This window comes from Photobacterium toruni, from assembly GCF_024529955.1.
GTDB classification, from domain to species: Bacteria; Pseudomonadota; Gammaproteobacteria; order Enterobacterales; family Vibrionaceae; genus Photobacterium; species Photobacterium toruni.
Genome location: NZ_AP024854.1, coordinates 1,111,021 through 1,131,318, shown reverse-complemented (window position 1 = coordinate 1,131,318; position 20,298 = coordinate 1,111,021). Strand labels below are relative to the sequence as shown.

The 20,298-nt window shown below is 38.6% G+C and carries 17 protein-coding genes; 11 read left to right on the top strand and 6 right to left on the bottom strand.

Annotated features, from left to right (window positions below; all coding sequences use genetic code 11):
* Positions 1-23: 23 nt before the first annotated feature.
* Positions 24-2,324: a 5-methyltetrahydropteroyltriglutamate--homocysteine S-methyltransferase gene (metE, locus tag OC457_RS05395; protein ID WP_080175852.1), complete on the bottom strand. Its 2,301-nt coding sequence runs from the start codon at positions 2,322-2,324 to the stop codon at positions 24-26.
* Positions 2,325-2,623: 299 nt separating this feature from the next.
* Here metE and OC457_RS05390 point away from each other — a divergent pair, with 299 nt between their 5' ends.
* Complete coding sequence (locus tag OC457_RS05390; protein WP_080175828.1) at positions 2,624-3,535, top strand: LysR substrate-binding domain-containing protein; 912 nt, start codon at positions 2,624-2,626, stop codon at positions 3,533-3,535.
* A gap of 25 nt (positions 3,536-3,560) precedes the next feature.
* On the opposite strand, the gene OC457_RS05385 is transcribed toward OC457_RS05390, so the two are convergent.
* Positions 3,561-3,749: a DUF4250 domain-containing protein gene (locus tag OC457_RS05385; RefSeq protein WP_080175829.1), complete on the bottom strand. Its 189-nt coding sequence runs from the start codon at positions 3,747-3,749 to the stop codon at positions 3,561-3,563.
* 155 nt (positions 3,750-3,904) lie between these two features.
* Positions 3,905-4,573, bottom strand: coding sequence for a hypothetical protein (locus OC457_RS05380; protein WP_080175830.1), 669 nt, complete (start codon positions 4,571-4,573; stop codon positions 3,905-3,907).
* Between the two features lie 275 nt (positions 4,574-4,848).
* Between OC457_RS05380 and glpA the strand changes: the two genes are divergently transcribed.
* From glpA to OC457_RS05360, 4 genes are all read left to right on the top strand, one after another.
* A complete protein-coding gene (glpA, locus tag OC457_RS05375) occupies positions 4,849-6,501 on the top strand; it encodes an anaerobic glycerol-3-phosphate dehydrogenase subunit A (RefSeq protein ID WP_080175831.1) in 1,653 nt (550 codons plus the stop codon).
* Entirely contained in the window at positions 6,501-7,844 is a 1,344-nt protein-coding gene (gene glpB / locus OC457_RS05370) for a glycerol-3-phosphate dehydrogenase subunit GlpB (RefSeq protein WP_080175832.1), read from the top strand. The genes glpA and glpB overlap by 1 nt, the downstream gene beginning before the upstream one ends.
* The gene (glpC, locus tag OC457_RS05365; protein ID WP_080175833.1) at positions 7,844-9,052 is read left to right on the top strand and encodes an anaerobic glycerol-3-phosphate dehydrogenase subunit GlpC; all 1,209 of its coding nucleotides are present in this window, start codon (positions 7,844-7,846) and stop codon (positions 9,050-9,052) included. The genes glpB and glpC overlap by 1 nt, the downstream gene beginning before the upstream one ends.
* A gap of 117 nt (positions 9,053-9,169) precedes the next feature.
* A complete protein-coding gene (locus tag OC457_RS05360; RefSeq protein WP_235866981.1) occupies positions 9,170-9,601 on the top strand; it encodes a PPC domain-containing protein in 432 nt (143 codons plus the stop codon).
* A gap of 80 nt (positions 9,602-9,681) precedes the next feature.
* Here the strand turns inward: OC457_RS05360 and OC457_RS05355 are convergent, their stop codons facing one another.
* Positions 9,682-10,881 carry an MFS transporter gene (locus tag OC457_RS05355; protein WP_080175834.1) on the bottom strand — a complete coding sequence of 400 codons (1,200 nt, stop codon included), beginning with the start codon at positions 10,879-10,881 and terminating at the stop codon, positions 9,682-9,684.
* Positions 10,882-11,042: 161 nt separating this feature from the next.
* On the opposite strand from OC457_RS05355, the gene OC457_RS05350 reads away from it, so the two are divergent.
* The 3 genes from OC457_RS05350 (at position 11,043) to OC457_RS05340 (ending at position 14,001) form a co-directional block, all read left to right on the top strand.
* A complete protein-coding gene (locus OC457_RS05350) occupies positions 11,043-11,915 on the top strand; it encodes a LysR family transcriptional regulator (protein WP_080175835.1) in 873 nt (290 codons plus the stop codon).
* Between the two features lie 245 nt (positions 11,916-12,160).
* Positions 12,161-13,528, top strand: coding sequence for an anaerobic C4-dicarboxylate transporter DcuC (dcuC, locus tag OC457_RS05345; RefSeq protein ID WP_080175836.1), 1,368 nt, complete (start codon positions 12,161-12,163; stop codon positions 13,526-13,528).
* A gap of 140 nt (positions 13,529-13,668) precedes the next feature.
* The gene (locus tag OC457_RS05340; protein ID WP_080175854.1) at positions 13,669-14,001 is read left to right on the top strand and encodes a hypothetical protein; all 333 of its coding nucleotides are present in this window, start codon (positions 13,669-13,671) and stop codon (positions 13,999-14,001) included.
* Between the two features lie 6 nt (positions 14,002-14,007).
* Here OC457_RS05340 and OC457_RS05335 read toward each other — a convergent pair whose 3' ends face one another.
* Positions 14,008-14,778 (bottom strand): ribonuclease H family protein, encoded by a 771-nt coding sequence (locus OC457_RS05335; RefSeq protein ID WP_080175837.1) that lies wholly within the window; start codon positions 14,776-14,778, stop codon positions 14,008-14,010.
* Positions 14,779-14,992: 214 nt separating this feature from the next.
* Here OC457_RS05335 and OC457_RS05330 point away from each other — a divergent pair, with 214 nt between their 5' ends.
* The 3 genes from OC457_RS05330 (at position 14,993) to OC457_RS05320 (ending at position 20,039) form a co-directional block, all read left to right on the top strand.
* Complete coding sequence (locus OC457_RS05330) at positions 14,993-16,234, top strand: mechanosensitive ion channel family protein (protein ID WP_080175838.1); 1,242 nt, start codon at positions 14,993-14,995, stop codon at positions 16,232-16,234.
* Positions 16,235-16,458: 224 nt separating this feature from the next.
* Entirely contained in the window at positions 16,459-18,843 is a 2,385-nt protein-coding gene (locus OC457_RS05325) for a YgiQ family radical SAM protein (protein ID WP_080175839.1), read from the top strand.
* 197 nt (positions 18,844-19,040) lie between these two features.
* On the top strand, positions 19,041-20,039 hold the full coding sequence (locus OC457_RS05320) for a phospholipase A (RefSeq protein ID WP_370737974.1): 999 nt from the start codon (positions 19,041-19,043) through the stop codon (positions 20,037-20,039).
* Here OC457_RS05320 and OC457_RS05315 read toward each other — a convergent pair.
* Positions 20,036-20,191: a hypothetical protein gene (locus OC457_RS05315; protein WP_162841695.1), complete on the bottom strand. Its 156-nt coding sequence runs from the start codon at positions 20,189-20,191 to the stop codon at positions 20,036-20,038. The genes OC457_RS05320 and OC457_RS05315 overlap by 4 nt on opposite strands.
* Between the last annotated feature and the right edge of the window lie 107 nt (positions 20,192-20,298).

The following is a 20,298-nucleotide window of genomic DNA, read 5'->3' as shown; positions in this document are numbered from 1 at the left end:
AGCAGCTTTTTATTATTCACAGATTATGCAGCACTGACCTTGTAATACTTTTTACGCAGAATATGTGCAGCAGTCACCATATTCGTTAGAGCAGCTTCAGTTTCCGTCCAATTCCGCGTTTTTAAGCCACAATCAGGATTGATCCATAAGCGTTCAATCGGAATTAATGCCGCAGCTTTATCAATTAACGCTGTTATCGTATCAACTTCTGGAATATTAGGTGAATGAATATCATACACACCAGGACCAATTTGATTGGGGTAAGCAAACGCTTCAAACGCCTTAAGTAAGTCCATATCTGAACGTGATGTTTCAATTGTAATTACATCAGCATCTAACGCAGCAACAGATGCAATGATCTGGTTAAATTCGCTATAACACATATGAGTATGAATTTGTGTTTGTGAGCCAGCGCCTGCAGCTGAGATCTTAAACGCTTTTACTGCCCAATCAAGATACTCTTGCCATTGGCTTTGTTTTAGCGGTAACCCTTCTCTTATTGCCGGCTCATCAATTTGAATGATTTTAATGCCAGCAGCCTGTAAATCAGCCACTTCATCCCGTAAGGATAAAGCAATTTGATTTGCTATCGCTTCACGTGATAAATCTTCACGCGCAAACGTCCAACCTAATATCGTCACAGGACCGGTTAGCATCCCCTTAACCAGTTGAGATGTTAAGGATTGCGCATATCGACTCCATTCTACCGTTATTGGTTGAGCGCGATAAATATCTGATACAATAATCACAGGTTTTACACAACGGGAGCCATAACTTTGCACCCATCCATATTGCGTAACAACAAAGCCTTCTAGCTGCTCTGCAAAATACTCCACCATATCATTGCGTTCCGCTTCACCATGAACAAGAACATCAAGCCCCAAACGATGTTGACGAGTGATGGCATCTTGAATATGTACTTCTAATGCTTGGTTATAATCAGATTCACTGATCCGCCCTGCTTTAAAATCACGCCGTTGACTACGAATCGTTGTTGTTTGTGGAAATGAACCAATAGTTGTGGTCGGTAATAATGGCAACTGCAATGCGTGTTGCTGCTGAATTGCCCGCTCAGAATAAGGGCGATCACGTTCAGCTAATTGGGGATTAATTGCTGCTGCCCGTTGCTGTACTTGTAGATTATTCACTCGCTTACTGTTCAAACGATCTTTTATGCTAGCACTGTAAGTTACACATTCTGCAATCGCTGCCAAATCACCATCAAGCGCCTGTGCTAACAGTGTTATTTCGCCACACTTTTGTTTAGCAAATGCTAACCATTGACGAACATCAGCATCAAGCTCTATTTCACTCTCTACATCTATAGGACTATGCAATAACGAACATGAACTCGCTAGCCACAGATTAGCCCCTAATTGTTGTTTAATTGGTTGTAAACACGTTAGCCATTCAGCCAGATCTGCGCGCCATACGTTACGCCCATTGATCACTCCAGCAGATAATACCCAATGATCAGGGATAGCCTCAGCAACAGTTGTTAATTGTGCAGGGGCTGCCGATAAATCAATATGCAAACCATCGACATTAAGCTGTGAAATTATGGCTAATTGGTGACTAATATCATCAAAATACGTAGTCAGTAATAATTTAGGTCCACCGTGTAACACTTGATAAGCCAATTTAAAACTCGCGGCCCACTCTTGTGGTAATTCAAGGGCGAGTGCCGGTTCATCAATCTGGACCCACTCGACACCTAATACCGCTAATTTAGTTAATATTTGCTGATAAGCTGTCAACAATCGTGGCAATAATGTTAAGCGATCAAACCCCTGCTGTTTTTCTTTTCCTAGCCATAAATAAGAGACCGGCCCTAATAATATGGGTTTGACATTATGACCTGCTTTTTTTGCCTCAGCGACTTCTTCAAATAACTGCTGCCAGCTGACATTAAAACTATCGTCTGCGGTAAATTCAGGCACGATATAATGATAATTTGTGTTAAACCATTTCGTCATATCAGCTGCGGCACAAGTACATCCTGTTGGTGCTTTACCCCGCGCAACACTGAACAACGTATCTAAGTCAGGAAACCCCTTTTGATGACGTGTTGGAATATGGCCAAGCAGCATGCTGGTTCCTAACACATGATCATACCAAGCAAAATCCCCAACAGCGACATAATCAAGTCCTGCTTTAATTTGATCATTCCAATGACGATGACGTAAGTCTCTTCCAACCTGTTTCAGTTGTGCTTGATCACTCTCACCACGCCAATAACGCTCTTGAGCAAACTTTAATTCACGCTGATTTCCAACCCGTGGATATCCAAGTATATGAGTCATTGTTTTTGCTTCTGTAGTCATTTTATTTGATGCTATTACCATTATTATATCCCTCTAATTCAATATCTTATCAACCATAAATCCATCTAAAAATAATGGCTAAGATGACGTCGGTTGATTAACACAGTGACGGACAACAACACTGACAACAAGGTAATTTATCTCATAATGATCATGAGTTTTTTTCACGTTAGAGGAATGGTAATTTATAATACTTATCACTATAATAGACGTTTAGCCGTCTAGATGTTTACAGTCACCCATTAACAATGTAGATTAAAAAACAATCAACTTATATCGCAAAGATTCAAGGACGGAATATGATTGAACTTAAACATCTAAAAACATTAATGGTACTAAGAACAACAGGATCACTCACAGCAACAGCCAATAATTTATGCTTAACGCAATCAGCACTGTCGCATCAATTAAGAGATCTTGAACAACGTTTAGGCAGCCCTCTCTTTTTACGCAAAACACGCCCTGTCCGCTTTACGGCGGAAGGAAAAATACTATTAGCTTTAGCGGATAAAGTTTTACCTACAATACAAGCAGCAGAACAAGAATTAGCCAGCAATAGACACCAAACAGCAGGTCGATTACAGATGGCGATTGAGTGCCATTCTTGTTTTCAGTGGCTAATGCCCGCATTAAAACAGTACCAAGGATTATGGCCAGATGTGGATATTGATTTTTCATCAGGATTTAGTTTTGAGCCCATTCCTGCTCTGGCAAAAGGCGAATTAGATTTAGTGATCACATCAGATATTCAGCTACGCCATGAGATTCATTATGAGCCGCTGTTTGATTTTGAGATGTGTTTAATTGTTGCCCCACAGTCATTATTAGCCACTAAATCGAATATTGTTCCAGCTGATCTCGCTCATCAAACCGTACTCAGTTATCCCATTCAGCGTAATCGTCTCGATATAGTTAAGCATTTCCTTCACCCAGCAGGTATTGAGCCATTAGCGTGGAAACAAGCAGATAATAGTTTAATGTTAATTCAGATGGTATCAGCAGGAATGGGGGTTGCAGCATTACCTAATTGGGCCGTTGATAATTTTGTGCAACAGGGATTGATAATCAGTAAGCCATTAGGTAAAGGATTATGGCGACGTTTATTTGCCGCAGTACGAGCCTCTGAACAAAAACATCATTATCTGAATGCTTTTTTTGCAACAGCTAAACAACAGTGTCAACAGCACCTACAAGGTATTAAAACGGTTTAATACCTTGTATAAATGCCAGCCCTGTTTATTTAAACTGATTATTCAATGGGTCATAGTGATAGCCTTGTTGCGCCATTTTATCAGACAGCTCAGTCTCACTTAATTCATAACGAGATGCTAATTCTGCCATTGAATTGCACTCAAGTCGTAGACGCTCATTAACAATACCAATGACAATATGGGTATCCATACCAAGTAAATTATTGATTTCCATTCTTCCCCCCTTACAGCTTAATAATCACAGTCAATGTTACCTCTGTTTATTAAGCATAGACGACTTATCATCCTTTCTCCTTTTCATCAATAACAGATAAAAAAAAGCCCTTATCTCACATAAGATAAAGGCTCATAACACTTCTGATTTAAGTATTAGAATAATGTTAATTGCATTACTGCAGAGAATGTAAGTAACACTGCTGTCACTAATAACTGCCATTTATTGATCGTTTTGTGCAATAAAATATGCCCTGACCATACCAGCATTGCAGCCACTAAACATAATAATGAAATAATGATTTCGACAGTATAAGGTGCGGTTGCAGCCTCTCCCATAAAAATCACTTTCCAAACTAAGAGTAATACCGACACGATGGCACTAATAAAGCCAACAAACGGCAAAATACGGTGGAAAGCCTGTAATCGTGTACGCGAAAACGTCAATAAAACATGAGCAAGTAAACTACCATACAAAGCCATCGCCACTAAACTTAGCAATACTTCAGGCATATCCATCATCGGAAATAAAAAAATCCAACTAATAAATCCCAATAAATTCGAACCATAAAGCACCTTTAATGGCCCTGAATCTCGCGTTTTACTGGTTTTTACTTTAACGGTGAAAAATAACAAACTCAATAAAGGGAGTACTGCCCAAGCTTGACTAATTGCGGCAAGTAGCCATCCAATAAGCAATACTGGTAACATTTTATGTACTCGACCTCGTTGACCAGGGCAGATCTCCCCTTTGGTGAGTACTAACGTAAGAATACATTGCGCACCAAGCAGTGCTGGAATTAAAAATGCGAGATAGCCGATCATAATAAGCATCAATTAAGAAGAAAAGGAGCACAATTATACTCAAGTCACAGCAAGATGCGAATAAGAGCCTTCAGCTGATATTTATTCGTATCTATCTGCCTGATATTATCCAAACGACACAACAATGAACAAAAAGGAACGCGTGAAATGTTCGTTCGCTCATTTATGTGCGATTGCTCACCAAACATTATGTAAATTAGTGGCATATTAACCCTATTAAATAGAGGGCGTTATTAACGCTAATAATGTATTCAATAACGATAAGCGAAACGAACATGACGACTTGGCTAGAAACAGAGGTTGTGATCATCGGCGGTGGCGCAACGGGAACAGGAATTATGCGTGACTGCGCCCTGCGCGGTATTAAATGTATCTTAATAGAAAAAGACGATTTAGCCTCTGGTACAACCGGTCGTAACCATGGCTTACTTCATTCAGGTGCACGTTATGCAGTAACGGATCCAGAATCAGCCAAAGAATGTATTATTGAAAATCGTATCCTTAAAAATATTGCACGCCATTGTGTGGAAGATACACAAGGGTTATTTATATCTCTACCTGATGATGATCTACAATTTCAACAACAATTTATTAACGCCTGCCAAAGTGCCGATATTGATGTTGAACAATTAACACCACAACAAGCATTAAGACTAGAACCTAATTGTAACCCACAACTTATAGGTGCCGTAAAAGTCCCCGACGGTACCATTGATCCCTTTCGCTTAGCTTCTTCTAACGCACTTGATGCTATAGAACATGGTGCACAACTTTTTAACCACACTTTTGTCACCGCGCTTATTCAAGAAAATGGTGCCGTAAAAGGGGTTAACTGTTTAAATTTAAAAACGAATACTCATTTTGAAATTAGAGCCCAACAAGTAATTAATGCCGCAGGGATCTGGGGACAACAAATATGTCAATACGGTGATCTTAATATCACTATGTTCCCTGCCAAAGGATCATTGTTGATCTTAGATTATCGCATTAATAACTTAGTCATCAACCGCTGCCGAAAACCATCTGATGCCGATATCTTAGTGCCTGGTGATACCATCTCATTAATTGGAACAACATCTGAACGTATTGATTATAAAGATATTGATAATCTACATGTTACAAGTAAAGAAATTGATATCTTACTAAAAGAAGGAGCTAAGCTAGCACCGATCATGGCCAATACTCGTGTATTACGTGCTTATGCTGGCGTGCGACCATTAGTTGCGGTCGATGGTGATACTAGTGGTCGTAATATTAGCCGTGGAATCGTGTTATTAGATCATGCTGAACGCGATAGCATGGACGGTTTTATTACTATCACTGGCGGTAAGTTAATGACTTACCGCATGATGGCAGAATGGACCACTGATCTTGTGGCGAAAAAACTCGGTAATTCCACGCCGTGTACCACTCATCAACAACCATTACCAGGTTCAGAGCAGCCTAAAACCATTAAACATACCGCCAGCTTAGCTAAGCCTGTTTATCAATCTGCTTACTATCGCCATGGTGAGCGTGCTGAACAATTTTTAACGGATGATAAGAAAAGCCAAGCCATTATTTGTGAATGTGAAATGGTGACCTGTGGCGAAGTTGAATATGCAATCAAACAACTGGATGTTCATAACCTAGTTGATTTACGTCGCCGTACCCGTGTTGGCATGGGACCTTGCCAAGGTGAATTATGTTCTTATCGTGCTGCAGGTTTATTTGCTGAATATGGTAATACTGATGGTAACCATGCTAGTCATATTCTCAGTGATTTTCTTGAAGAACGTTGGAAAGGCATTAAACCTGTCTTTTGGGGAGATGCTCTACGTGAAGCTGAATTCTCTTATTGGATTTATGAAGGTCTATTTGGTGTAAGTGATATTCCACCAACATCCACATCAGCCAATACTAACCAGCCACTTTGTGAGGAAAAATAATGAAATTTGATAATATAATTATTGGTGGTGGTGTTGCTGGCTTAACCTGCGCGATCCGTTGTGCTCAAGCTGGACTAAAAACAGCCGTTATTGCTGCAGGACAAAGTGCACTGCATTTTTCTTCTGGATCAATTGATGTATTAAGTCGTTTACCTAATGGCACAACAACACATTACCCTTTTGATGAGTTTGAAACTTTAGCTAATCAATCTCCACAACATCCTTATAGTAAAGTAGGAATTAATGTTACTCGCCAAGCGATTGATTGGTATCAACAGACAATGGCACATCTTGGCATTGAACTGAGTCATCAATCTGATGATTGTAACCATTTGCGTATTACACCAATGGGAACGTTTAAAGCGACATGGCTATCACAATCCACTGTGCACCCCTTTCCTATGTTTGAACCCGCTAAATCATTGCGTAAATTGGCCTTAGTAACTATTGATGGTTTCCGTGATTTTCAACCCCAATTAGCGGCTGATAATTTACGTCTACTTCCCCACTTTGCTAACGTAGAGATAACGACGGCTGCCATTGCATTACCTGAAACTGAATTAATGCAACGTAATCCATGTGAATATCGTTCGATTGATATTTCTCGTGTTTTAGCTGATGAGCATAAATTACAACGTTTTTCCTTAGCGATGAAAAATACTATCGGTGAGACGGATCTTGTCGTTATTCCTGCCGTATTTGGTAACGGCACTGGGATTAAAATCATTAAAAAACTTGAACAATTAACCGGTTATACATTATGTGAAATTCCAACTATGCCACCATCATTACTTGGTATTCGTTTGGAAGATGCTATGAAAAGCTACTACAAATCACTAGGTGGGTTAATTCTTGCCGGTGATGAGGTCACTCATGGCGAATTTAAAAATAACCAATTACAACGTATTTTTACACGTCATCACGGCGATATGCCATTAATTGCCAATCATTATTTACTTGCTAGTGGCAGCTTCTTTAGCCGTGGTTTACATGCTGAACGTCATCATATTGAAGAAGCAATTTTGGGATTAGATATTGCGCCATTAACATCCACTAACCACCAGCACTGGTATCAACCTCAATTTTTCAGTGACCAACCGCATCAGTTTTTAGGAATGGGCGTTGAAACAAATCAACAGTTACAACCAAGTCTTAACGGTAACACAATTACCAATCTCTATTGTGCCGGAGCTATTTTAGCACATTACAATCCAATTTTTGAAGGCAGTGGCAGCGGTGTTGCTATCAGCACTGGCTTTCATGCGGCCCAATCAATGATCGCCTTACACGATAAACACAGCTCAACCGCAATTTTTCCATCATTAGCAGAGGGCAATATCTAATGCTCAAGCAAGATACCAGTTTTGACCAATGCATTAAATGCACCGTATGTACCGTTTATTGCCCTGTTGCTAAAGCAAATCCTAATTACCCCGGTCCAAAACAATGCGGTCCAGATGGTGAACGATTACGGATCAAAAGTGCGGAATTTTATGATGATATGCTTAAACTATGCACTAACTGTAAACGCTGTGAAACCGCTTGCCCTTCAGGGGTAAAAATCGGCGACATGATTGCCGTTGCACGTAGTAAACATGCTAAACACGACCTCAATATTAAAACGATTCGAGATTTCGTCTTAAGCCATACTGATTTAATGGGGACAGTCGCAACACCTTTTGCACCTTTCGTTAATGCAATTACAGGCATGAAACCTGTAAAAAAAATCATGCATAAAACCATTGGTGTTCATGATCATAAAAGTTTGCCTAAATATTCTCATGGTACATTCCGCCAATGGTATAAAAAGCATTGCTCGAATCAGACACGCTATCCACAACAAGTGCATTACTTTCACGGCTGTTATGTGAATTATAATAATCCACTATTAGGTCAAGATTTTGTTAAAGTTATGAATGCAATGAATATTGGTGTGCAGTTATTGGATAAAGAAAAATGCTGTGGTGTGCCATTAATTGCAAACGGATTCTTTGATAAAGCCAAGAAAAATGCATTACTTAATACTCAAAGTTTTGAAGCAGTTATTGAAAAATATAATTCGACTATTGTATCCACCTCTTCAACTTGTGCCTTTACTTTGCGTGAAGAATATCCGCATGTATTAAAAATTGATAATGCCAAAGTTGCTGATCGCATTGAGTATGTTACCCGTTTTTTACTCAAAGCCTTTATGAATGGTAATACGCCTAAGCTCAAACCTATTAATAAAAAAGTGGTTTATCATACACCATGTCACCTTGAGCGTACTGGTGGAAGTTTATACACCATTGAGTTACTGAAAATGATCCCAGGATTAGAACTTGAAGTATTGGATAGTCAATGCTGTGGTTTAGCGGGTACTTATGGTTTTAAAACTGAAAATTATGATACATCGATGAAAATTGGTGAAGATTTATTTCAAAAAATACGCAGTGCTAACGCTGATTATGCAATAACTGATTGTGAAACATGTAAATGGCAAATTGAAGAAAATACTCATTTAACTACAATCCACCCTATTAGTTTACTTGCAATGGCACTCACTGATTAAACATAACTTTACCATTTGCCTCTTTTTGATAATACTAATCAAATGCGCAGTATTTCCCCCGATTAAATACTGCGTACTTTTAACACGTTAATATCGTTAACAAGATCGGTTTATCAAATGTTAAGTCGTATTATGTTATATATAAAACAGCTAGGATTACTTTTTGTAGCACTGGTTTTAAGCAGTTGTTCTTTTATGGCAATCGCTGCTGATAGCCATGAGACTATTCACTTTAAAACGGGTGCAAGCAGCGGTCAATACACCACAACCGTCGCTAACTATGATGTTAATAATTATGTTTTTTATGCCAAAAAAAGCCAACATTTAAAAGTAACCTTAGACACTAAAAGCACTAAATTATGGATTATTCTTTTAAATTCTAAACTTGAACGTATCGCTGATTTAAGCCCCTTTTCTACAGACCTTAATCAACATGGTGAATATACATTACCTTATAGCGGTAAATACAGTATCCGTATTGGTCAATATCGTGCTTTTGCGCGTCGAGGCGAAAGTAGCCATTACACGTTAACTATTGCGATTGATTAAACCTTCTTTATTCAACAGTGTTGCAACTTAATTACGGGTTAGTAATAAGACAACAACACTGTTAAATAACAATTCAGTCTTTAATTTGGTTGCGGTACAAGCTGTCGATGTGCTGATTTAATTAACAATCCACACAATATAAACATGATCAAATATAATGCGGTTCCGCCTGCAACAACAGTATCCCAGCCGCCATATTGCCAGCAATAAATTAATAAGAATCCACCTAAGCTACCACCAACATAATAATGAACTAAATACAGTGCAGTTGCTGTTGCCTTAGCGACCTTAGCGTGTTGACTGACCCAAGCATAAGCTAATGAGTGAGTGAAAAATGCACCTGAACTTAATAACAATAAGCTAATGAAAATTGTAATTCGTGATTCTATTAAACCTAACCACATTCCCACTAAGCTTAAAATACCCCCCAAAATCATACCGGATAATGGACTATATCGACTTGCCCAACGACCACTTAATCGTGATGTTACCGTACCACTGAGATAACAAAGAAAAATAAGAGAAGCCCAGCTCAATGGTAAGTTAAACGGTGCAGCAACCAATCTAAATCCTGTAACAGAATAAAGATTAATAAATAAAGCAAAATTCAACCCACCAATTAGCATTGCTAGCCATAATATAGGTTGTTTAAGATGGGCAAAGAGTTGATGACCATGAACTCGTAGTTTATGACCATGGCGAATAAAATGTTGTTGTTGTGGTAATAATTTAATGACAATGACTGCGCCAATAAAGCTCATGATCGCCATACCTAAAACAGCCCAATGCCAACCTAATTTCTCACCTATAATACCGCCATATAATCGTCCTGCTATTCCTCCTAATGAATTCGCACTAATATAACCACCGACGGCTAACATTAATGCCTTAGGACTAAATTCTTCTGCCATATAAGCAACGGCAACGGCAACATAACCTGCGACAGATATTCCCATAACGGCCCTTGCTAAGGTTAATGCAAATAAATTATGAGTAAAAACCATCGCAATACCAACAACTGGCATCAATAATAAACTGATCACCATAATTATTCGTCGCCCAACCATCTCTGATGCAATCGCCCATGGAATTAAACAAACGGCAAGCATTAATGTTGTTGCTGCTAATATCCAATTAATTTGCGTTGCAGATACAGAAAATTCAGTTGCCATCAACGGCAACATCGGTTGGAACAAATACAAATTACAAAAAACAATAAACGAGCCTAATGCCAATGCAAAGCTGGTCTTTTTATAGGCTACTGTATTCGTTTCTATCATGATTTCATCACCAAAAGAGAACCATGTTTAGTGTGCTACACAATTAGGGTAATAATGTATTATTCATCAAAACTAAACATAACGTGACAAGACAATAACAACAGCAGCATAATAAATAAAATATATAATAAATATCACAGTGATATATAAAGACTATAGCTATGGATACTCGCCTACTTACTTATTTTACCCAATTAGCAGAAACAAAAAACTTCACTCGCGCAGCAAAACAGCTTCACATCGCACAACCAGCACTTAGTATTGCGATAAAAAAACTTGAACAAGAATTAGAACTTACTCTATTTTATCGAAATGAGCGTAAAGTTACGTTAACTCAAGAAGGAGAAGTATTACTGATACATGCGAAACAAATTTTACAAAAAATAGATGATGCAACACTTGCAATGAAAGAGTTACGTGGGTTAGAAAAAGGTGAAGTACGATTTGGCGTACCCAGTATGTTAGGATCATATTTCTTTCCCCAAATATTGATGGGGTTTAAAAGTCATTATCCTAATTTAAAATTAACGATTGTCGAAGCAGGTACACAATCGATTCGACAAATGCTACTTGATGGCGAGTTAGACCTTGGGGTTATTATTAATCAAGCCGTACCTGAAAGCTTACAAACTGAGCATCTTTTACGTTCACAAATGGTCGCTGTCGTTAGTGAACAACATGACTTTGCAAACAAACAAGAGCTCAGTTTTGACGATTTTTTCGGACAAGAATTAGTCGCATTTAAACCAGGTTATTTTCATCGTGAAATGCTGGATTTAGTCTGTGAACAGCATAATTTAACCCCAAACATTTCATTTGAAACTAATTTATTACCGATGATCTTACAAATTATTCGCCATGATTTTGCTATAACAGCATTACTTGAATTAGTCACAGAACATGAAGCCCACCTTATTCCTATTCCGTTTGCAGAGCCAATTCAGTTAGATCTTGCGATGGCATGGCGAAAACAAGGTTATTTATCTCTTGCAGATAGAACATTCATCGAATATGTAAAACAACAATGCCAATAATAAACGTAAAAAAATGCATTCTTCCTAACGAAATTTAACAGATAAAAAACAGTTACCTACCAAACAACCTCACCAATCGAGTAAAACCATTAACATTATCAATAAAAATAGGGAGTAGATCATATATTGATCGGTTAATAGTCGTTCATAAACTTTTTTTTCGCTACATTACGCGCGTAGTTTATGAAAAACAGACTGCTAAATGTCATAAATATACATTTTTTGATTTAAGAAAAGGAATTTCCATGACGGAATTATTAATTGGTTTAGTGATCACCATCGCTGTTGGCTATTACATTGTAAAAGGATATAACGCTGCTGGCGTTTTATTAACTGCGGGGGTTTCGTTATTAATTATAGCTGGTTTATTAGGCCATTCTGTTTTACCCGCAAAAGTTGCTTCTACAGGTAATTTATTAACTGACTCTTTAGAATATGTTAAATACATGCTGCAAAACCGTGGCGGCGGTCTCGGCTTACAAATCATGCTATTGTGTGGTTTTGCTTCTTATATGACACACATTGGCGCAAATAACGTCGTTGTTAAGCAATTTTCTAAACCTCTTTCTTTTATCAAATCGCCTTACGCTTTATTAGTTGCCGCATATATTGTAGCCTGCTTAATGTCGCTTGCTGTAAGCTCTGCAACAGGCCTTGGCGTGCTATTAATGGCAACTCTATTCCCAATGATGACAGCAATGGGCATTTCTCGCCCTGCTGCTGCAGCCGTCTGCGCATCGCCTGCTGCTATCATTCTGTCACCAACATCAGGTGATGTTGTTGTTGCTGCTGAAAAGTCAGGCTTACCTTTACATGTATTTGCTGTAGAAACAGTATTACCTGTTTCAATCTGCGCTATTATTGTGATGGCAGTTGCTGCATTTTTCTGGAATAAATACCTTGATAAGAAAGACAACACCCCAATGGAACGTGTTGATATTTCTGAAATGGAAGTGCATGCACCAAGTTACTACTCGATCTTACCTTTTATGCCTATCATCGGTGTATTCTTGTTTAATGGTGAGACGATTCCAGGCTTAAAACTTGATATTTACACCATTGTCATCGTTTCTATTGCATTAGGTGCCGTAGTTGATTTCTTGTCTAACCGTTTAAACGGTAAAACAACATTAAGTAATCTTGAATCTTGTTATGCCGGTATGGGTGATGCATTTAAAGGCGTGGTAATGCTATTAGTTGCTGCGGGGGTTTTTGCACAAGGCCTTATGACTGTTGGCACAATCGACAACCTCATTGCTTTAGCTGATAAAGCAGGTGCTGGCGGTTTCGCACTAATGCTACTATTAACCGCACTAACCGTAGCGGCAGCAATTGCAACAGGTTCAGGTAACGCACCTTTCTATGCATTTGTAGAACTTGCGCCTCAACTAGCAGGTAAATTAGGATTACACCCTGCGTTCTTAATTATTCCTATGCTACAAGCATCAAATTTAGGTCGTACAATCTCACCTGTATCTGGTGTTATTGTTGCAACATCGGGTATGGCAAAAATCAACCCTTTTGATGTAGTTAAACGTACCGTTGTTCCTGTTCTTTGTGGTCTAGTTACCGTAATTATCGGTACCATGGTATTAGTTCCTATGTATGCTTAATAATTAAGTCGCATGACGGTTTAATATATTAAGCATCTAAAAATAGTAAGCCCACTGAGAAAACACGCTCAGTGGGCTTTTTTTCTGTTGTGCATCACGGCACAATTACCATTACTGATTCAAACCGTAATGATACAACTATGAACAAACAACAAGCGCTTCATCAAATATTAACCTTTGGTCCTCAACGAGACGCTGCTTTTTCTGTATTCGTCAATGCCGATATTGAGTCTAATGAAGTACCATTTGAGGTAAGCCACCAGCATTTGATTATGGTATTAGAAAAATACCTTACCGACGAGATTGATGCTGATGATGTAGAGCAATGGGCCAATTTAATTGACTTTAGAACAGATATTGATGGTAATCGTATTGAAGGCTATCTATATGCATTAGCTAACCCAGAAATGATGGGCTGTAATGATAATAAAGCGAACATTTTACGCATGCTCGCAGTATTAACACAAAGCTAACAGATCTTAACCTGCGCGTAGTGCAAGCAAAGCAGTTAAATCATAAGGCGGTTGGTACAAACAAAAATCGACCTTTTTAGTGTCGACCGCTAAAATTGACATTCGATCCGCTAATTCATTACCTTCAATGCCGACATGACCATTAACATGATGAATCTCAAGCTGTAATTTTAATGCTTGATAACGGGTGAACATTTGTTGGATCAATACTAAGTTTTTAATTTCCCCCCCTGCTTTTTTCCAGCCATTTTTTTGCCATGTTATCGCCCATTGGGTAATACATTGAATCGAATATTTTGAATCACAAAAAATAGCTACCGTAGAGCCCTGTATCAATGCTTGTTCGGCTAATATCAACGCTTGATTAAGTGCATTTAACTCTGCAGTATTATTGGTTCCCATTGGCTCATATAAGCCATACCACAACTCATGGAGTTGATTATTACGGTATAATGCCAATCCTGAACCCGCTTTACCTGGGTTAGGATCACAGCCACCATCAGTAAAAATTTTAGTTTCAACCGTTAATGCATGCACTTGTTCACTGGTTAATGAGCCTTTACTTGCGGTGGTACGTTTTGCTGATGTCTTTTTAACTGGTGCTGATGAACCACAAATTTGCGATGGTTTTCCAAAAGCGGCGACCGCTTCAGGTTGAGTTGAAAATGATTTATATCGCGCCCCTGCAAATTTATCTACTTGCTGTTTACAACTTGCCCAATCACTGTAAATACCAGGTTCACGACCGATCCAAACAACATAATATTTTTTGGCCACCACGTTCTCCACACTATCATTAATATAATACTGTTTACTCAACCGAGCATACAGACTTAGTATTCTAAGATTCTACCACTAATGTACCCTTCTGATTATGCTAAGATAAACACCACTATAAAAATACTCGTATCCGCCGTCGATTGTGTTCCCAAACCAATGACGATATCGAGCCAGCTACGTTTTTATTCACAGGTGAGTTTGGAGTTCTATTTTGAGCCATAAAATACGCTTGGACATTGCTAATGGCATGTCACAGCTTGGGATTAATATTCAACCGCAAGATAGCATATCGACAGCCATCTTCATGGTACTTTGCTGTGTGGTTGCTTTTTTCGCTTATGTCTTTGTTCGTTGGGGATTACTCGCTATATTACGTTCCGCAATTAAACGTTCCCAAGCGACATGGGGACACGTTATGGTACGGCACAAAGTCTTTGAAAAACTATCATTAACCATTCCAGCGATGGTACTCAACCTTGTTATACCATTAGTATTAGATAAGCATGCGATCCTCAGTAGCTTTATTGATCGAACATTAAGTCTATGGCTCATTATTGTATTAGTAAGAAGTACTTATGCCTTTCTTGATGCCTCTAATGAGATGGCTGATATTAATCAAATTAGTCGCAATTTACCGGTAAAAAGCTTTGTTCAACTATCAAAACTTATCATCTTTTTTATCGGATTTATTATTGCCATTTCAGTACTTGCAAACCGTTCTCCCGTTTATTTTCTTAGTGGTTTAGGTGTTGCTACTGGTTTAGTATTATTAGTTTTCCGCGATACTATTTTAGGTTTTGTTGCCGGTATTCAACTCTCAGCCAACCAAATGGTCAAAGTGGGTGATTGGATCCAAATGGATAAATATGGCGCTAACGGCAGTATTGATGAAGTTTCTTTAACTACGGTTAAAGTAAAAAACTGGGATAATACCGTCACCAATATTCCCGCTTATGCGCTAGTACAAGATTCGTTTATTAACTGGCGTCAAATGCAAGAATCGGGTGGTCGACGAATTAAGCGATCAGTGTTAATTGATATTGAGACCATTAAATTCATTGATGAACAGCAGCAAAAGCAATTAACAAACATACCTTATGTGGCTGATTTTATAGCTAAAAGAAACGCAGAAATTGCAACAGGCGATGCTCATGCACTTCAATTAACCAATATTACCGTATTTAGAGCCTACTTAGAGGCCTACCTCAAACAAAACAGTAAAATCCGTCAAGATATGACTTTCCTTGTACGTGAATTAGAACCAAGTGCTCAGGGATTACCCGTTCAAATTTATGTCTTTGTTAATGATACGCGATGGGCTTTTTATGAAGCTGTTCAATCAGATATTTTTGATCATGTGCTAGCTATTCTGCCTCAATTTGGGCTTGCCGTATATCAAAGCCCTGATGGTTCTGATGTGCGGAGTTTACTATCGCCTATAACACCAGCCTAATGCTTTAGTTATGACGTATTGCACGACTATATTTTAGAGCGTCAATACGTCATTTATTACATATAAAATCATTTTTTAACAACCTCCATCACACAATAAACGACTATAGTTAAGCTCCTAATGATGGTTTATTAAAAACTTTGTTTAACATCAAGATTTATAATCACTAGCCAGCCTTTTTATGAGCCGCTATAATTCCCGCCTCAAAATATAGAGGTCAAAACATGCACACTAAAGTAACTCCTATTGATAGCTACCCTAAGTATTGGGCTGAATGCTATGGCACAGCTCCATTCTTGCCAACATCGAGAAAAGAGATGGACGCTCTTGGCTGGGACAGCTGTGACATTATCATTGTTACTGGTGATGCCTATATTGACCACCCTAGTTTTGGCATGGCCGTCATTGGTCGCTTGTTAGAATCTCAAGGATTTCGTGTCGGTATTATTGCCCAGCCTAAATGGGATAATAAAGATGACTTTATGGCGCTGGGTAAACCCAACCTTTATTTTGGTATAACGTCAGGCAATATGGATTCAATGATCAACCGCTATACGGCTGATCGTAAGCTACGCAAAGATGATGCTTACACGCCTAATAATGAAGGTGGTAAACGTCCAGATCGTGCCGTATTAGTTTATTCTCAACGCTGTCGTGAAGCATATAAAGAAGCGCCTATTATTTTAGGCGGTATTGAATCGAGTTTACGTCGTCTTGCTCACTATGATTATTGGTCGGATAAAGTTCGTCGTTCAGTATTAATGGATGCTAAAGCGGATATTCTACTCTTTGGTAACGCAGAGCGTGCACTGGTTGAAGTCTCACACCGTATTGCTAATGGCGAAGATATTAAGTCATTAACTGATATTGCGGGCACGGCAGTAATGATCAAAGATATTCCTGAACGTTATCAGGAAATTGATTCATCACGCATTGAAAAACCTGGCCGTCCAATGGTTATGCAAAACCCATATGCCACTGAAGAGACGTGTGCTTCAAATAAAGAAGAAAAAGAAAAGCAACCACAAGTTATTCATGTTCGTCCATCACGCCATGATGCTGAAAATACCGTAGTACGTTTACCATCATACGAAAAATTGGCTAATGACCGTATTTTATATGCGCACGCTAGCCGAGTCATGCACCTAGAAACTAACCCTTATTCTGGACGTGCGTTAATTCAAAAACACGCTGATCGTGAATTATGGATCAACCGTGCCCCTATTCCATTATCTACTGAAGAAATGGATTTTGTGTTTGGATTACCTTTTGCTCGTGTGCCTCACCCAAGCTACGGTAAAGCAAAAATCCCTGCATATGACATGATTAAAACCTCAGTTAATATTATGCGTGGTTGTTTTGGTGGTTGTTCTTTCTGTTCTATTACAGAACATGAAGGTCGCATTATTCAAAACCGATCTCAAGAATCAATTCTTAATGAGCTTGAGGATATTCGAGATAAAGTCCCAGGTTTTACTGGTACTATTTCAGACTTAGGTGGTCCAACAGCGAACATGTATCGCCTTGGTTGTTCTGACTCTAAAGCAGAAGCAAACTGTCGTCGTCCATCATGTATTTTCCCTAAGATTTGTGAAAAGCTAAACACAGATCATCGACATTTAATTGATTTATACAGAAATGCTCGTAACGTTAAAGGCATTAAAAAGATCATGATCGCCTCAGGTGTTCGTTATGATTTAGCGGTAGAATCACCAGAATATGTGCGTGAGCTAGTAACTCACCACGTTGGCGGCTACTTAAAAATCGCACCTGAACACACAGAAAAAGGCACACTTGATCTGATGATGAAGCCCGGTATGGGCACCTATGATCGCTTTAAATCAATGTTTGAGCAGTACAGTCAAGAAGCAGGGAAAAAACAATACCTTATTCCTTACTTTATTTCAGCGCACCCAGGTTCAACTGATGAAGACATGTTGAACCTTGCGCTATGGCTTAAACAAAACGATTATCAATGTGATCAGGTACAAAACTTCTACCCATCACCAATGTGTAATGCAACGGCAATGTACCACTCTGAAACTAATCCGTTGAAGAAAGTGAAGTACAAAGGTCGTGAAGATTTATTTGTCGCTAAAGGTGAACGTCAACGTCGCCTTCATAAAGCACTCTTACGTTACCACGATCCATTAAACTGGCCGCTTATCCGTGATGCACTGATTACCATGGGTAAAAAATATCTAATCGGTAATCGTCCTAACTGTTTAGTGCCAGAAGCAGGCAGCGACGCGGAAATGACACCGGCAGAACGTCGTGGTTCCGGTCGTCATGGTTCTAAACGTTTTGCAACCAAGAACCCGAATCAACCCGATATTCGCACCGATGGTAAACGTCCTCAAAGTAACCGTAATAGTAATGGTAAGCCAACAGGTAATGGCAAGCCACAATCTAACGGTTCACGTAATAGCGGAATTGCAAAATCAGGTACAAACGGTCATCGTGGCGGCAGTAATAATAACACAACCAATACAAGTAATAATCGTAATGGTAAGCCAGCTCAGCCAAGTAGCCGTCCAGCTAACCGTAATGGTAAACCAAGTGGTCAACGTCCTAATAATAAGCCTACACGTAATCGTACAGGCGCATAATTAGGACACAATATAAAATCTTAAGCCTTTAATAATACGCCGTCTTATAATAAGACGGCGTTTTTATTTCACAAATATTTTACTTAACATTAGTCATTGTCCTACTTAATTAGGTACACTAATTGCAATATAATACACCTGATTAACAACACGTTGTTTTTCAGCTATTTCAGGGATAACTCATTATTGTGAGATGTATTTATACTGTTTGCCTTATTTCTTCATTTTTCATTGTAGATACTGCCACTGCAGAAACATCTCAAGATTATGACTCTTGCTTACTTGACGCCGTAAAAAATCAAAGTGGCAATTTAACCTTAAATGAAATTCGTTTACGCTGTAATAATACAGTCACGAACATCGCCCAAGATACTGACAAATCTCAACCATCTCTGGTTTCTCAACGTTTAAAAAATGAGCGTAATACAGCTTTTAATCGGTTTGTTATCACACCACATCGTATGAATTATTTTCTTCCTATCGTCATGACTGACAGCATTAATCACGGTGCTTATAAAAATAGTCAATGGGCTGGAAAAATGAAAAATGCTGAAGCTGAATTTCAAATTAGTTTCAAAACACCATTAAATTATGGTGATTTACTGATCCCTAATGATGGTTTATTTGCCGCTTTTACATTGAAATCATATTGGCAGGTATATGCTGAAGACATTTCACGTCCATTTAGAGAAACCAACTATCGTCCTGAACTATTTTATCTTGCACCAACTCCTTGGACGCCTTTCAATGCAAAAACATGGATGACCTTAGGCATAGAACATCAATCAAATGGTCGTACTCAAGCATTATCTCGAAGTTGGAATCGTATCTATACTGATTTAATTATTGAAAAAGGCAACTTAGCTTTATCACTACGCCCTTGGTGGCGAATACCTGAAGATAAAAAACAAACGCCATTTTCACCTAAAGGTGATGATAATCCAGATATCATTGATTATATGGGACACTACGAGCTTAATGCGGTCTATAAATGGCAAGATTACGAATTTAGTTTTACTGGACGCCAAAACTTTGCAACTCATAAAGGTTATGGTGAGCTTGGCATGACTTTTCCGTTATGGGGGAAGTTACGAGGGTATACTAAATACTCAACAGGCTATGGTGAAAACCTCATTGATTATAATCATAAACAACAACGACTGGGTATCGGTGTTGCGTTAACTGATTTACTTTAACGAAATAATTCAAACCCAATAAAAATGATTGCAGCAGAACCTAATACGGCGACTAATGCCGTTACAATCTGGTTTTGTTGCGATTTTGATAAATAGCGAATAGTCCAATAAGCAAAGGCTAATAGTCCAAAAATAATCAATAGCTTTAACATTTAGCACTCCTTTGGCTGACACTAATACAATAATAATTTAGTTTGAATCTTATCTATAAAGTGTAGGTGGTTATGGCAATAAAAATAGCACCCTTGAGTACTATTTT

Bases quoted from the DNA above. Each gene is read 5' to 3' on its own strand.
- metE (WP_080175852.1), bottom strand. From the start codon at position 2,324: ATGACTACAGAAGCAAAAACAATGACTCATATACTTGGATATCCACGG.
- OC457_RS05390 (WP_080175828.1), top strand. From the start codon at position 2,624: ATGATTGAACTTAAACATCTAAAAACATTAATGGTACTAAGAACAACA.
- OC457_RS05385 (WP_080175829.1), bottom strand. From the start codon at position 3,749: ATGGAAATCAATAATTTACTTGGTATGGATACCCATATTGTCATTGGT.
- OC457_RS05380 (WP_080175830.1), bottom strand. From the start codon at position 4,573: ATGATCGGCTATCTCGCATTTTTAATTCCAGCACTGCTTGGTGCGCAA.
- glpA (WP_080175831.1), top strand. From the start codon at position 4,849: ATGACGACTTGGCTAGAAACAGAGGTTGTGATCATCGGCGGTGGCGCA.
- glpB (WP_080175832.1), top strand. From the start codon at position 6,501: ATGAAATTTGATAATATAATTATTGGTGGTGGTGTTGCTGGCTTAACC.
- glpC (WP_080175833.1), top strand. From the start codon at position 7,844: ATGCTCAAGCAAGATACCAGTTTTGACCAATGCATTAAATGCACCGTA.
- OC457_RS05360 (WP_235866981.1), top strand. From the start codon at position 9,170: ATGTTAAGTCGTATTATGTTATATATAAAACAGCTAGGATTACTTTTT.
- OC457_RS05355 (WP_080175834.1), bottom strand. From the start codon at position 10,881: ATGATAGAAACGAATACAGTAGCCTATAAAAAGACCAGCTTTGCATTG.
- OC457_RS05350 (WP_080175835.1), top strand. From the start codon at position 11,043: ATGGATACTCGCCTACTTACTTATTTTACCCAATTAGCAGAAACAAAA.
- dcuC (WP_080175836.1), top strand. From the start codon at position 12,161: ATGACGGAATTATTAATTGGTTTAGTGATCACCATCGCTGTTGGCTAT.
- OC457_RS05340 (WP_080175854.1), top strand. From the start codon at position 13,669: ATGAACAAACAACAAGCGCTTCATCAAATATTAACCTTTGGTCCTCAA.
- OC457_RS05325 (WP_080175839.1), top strand. From the start codon at position 16,459: ATGCACACTAAAGTAACTCCTATTGATAGCTACCCTAAGTATTGGGCT.
- OC457_RS05315 (WP_162841695.1), bottom strand. From the start codon at position 20,191: ATGTTAAAGCTATTGATTATTTTTGGACTATTAGCCTTTGCTTATTGG.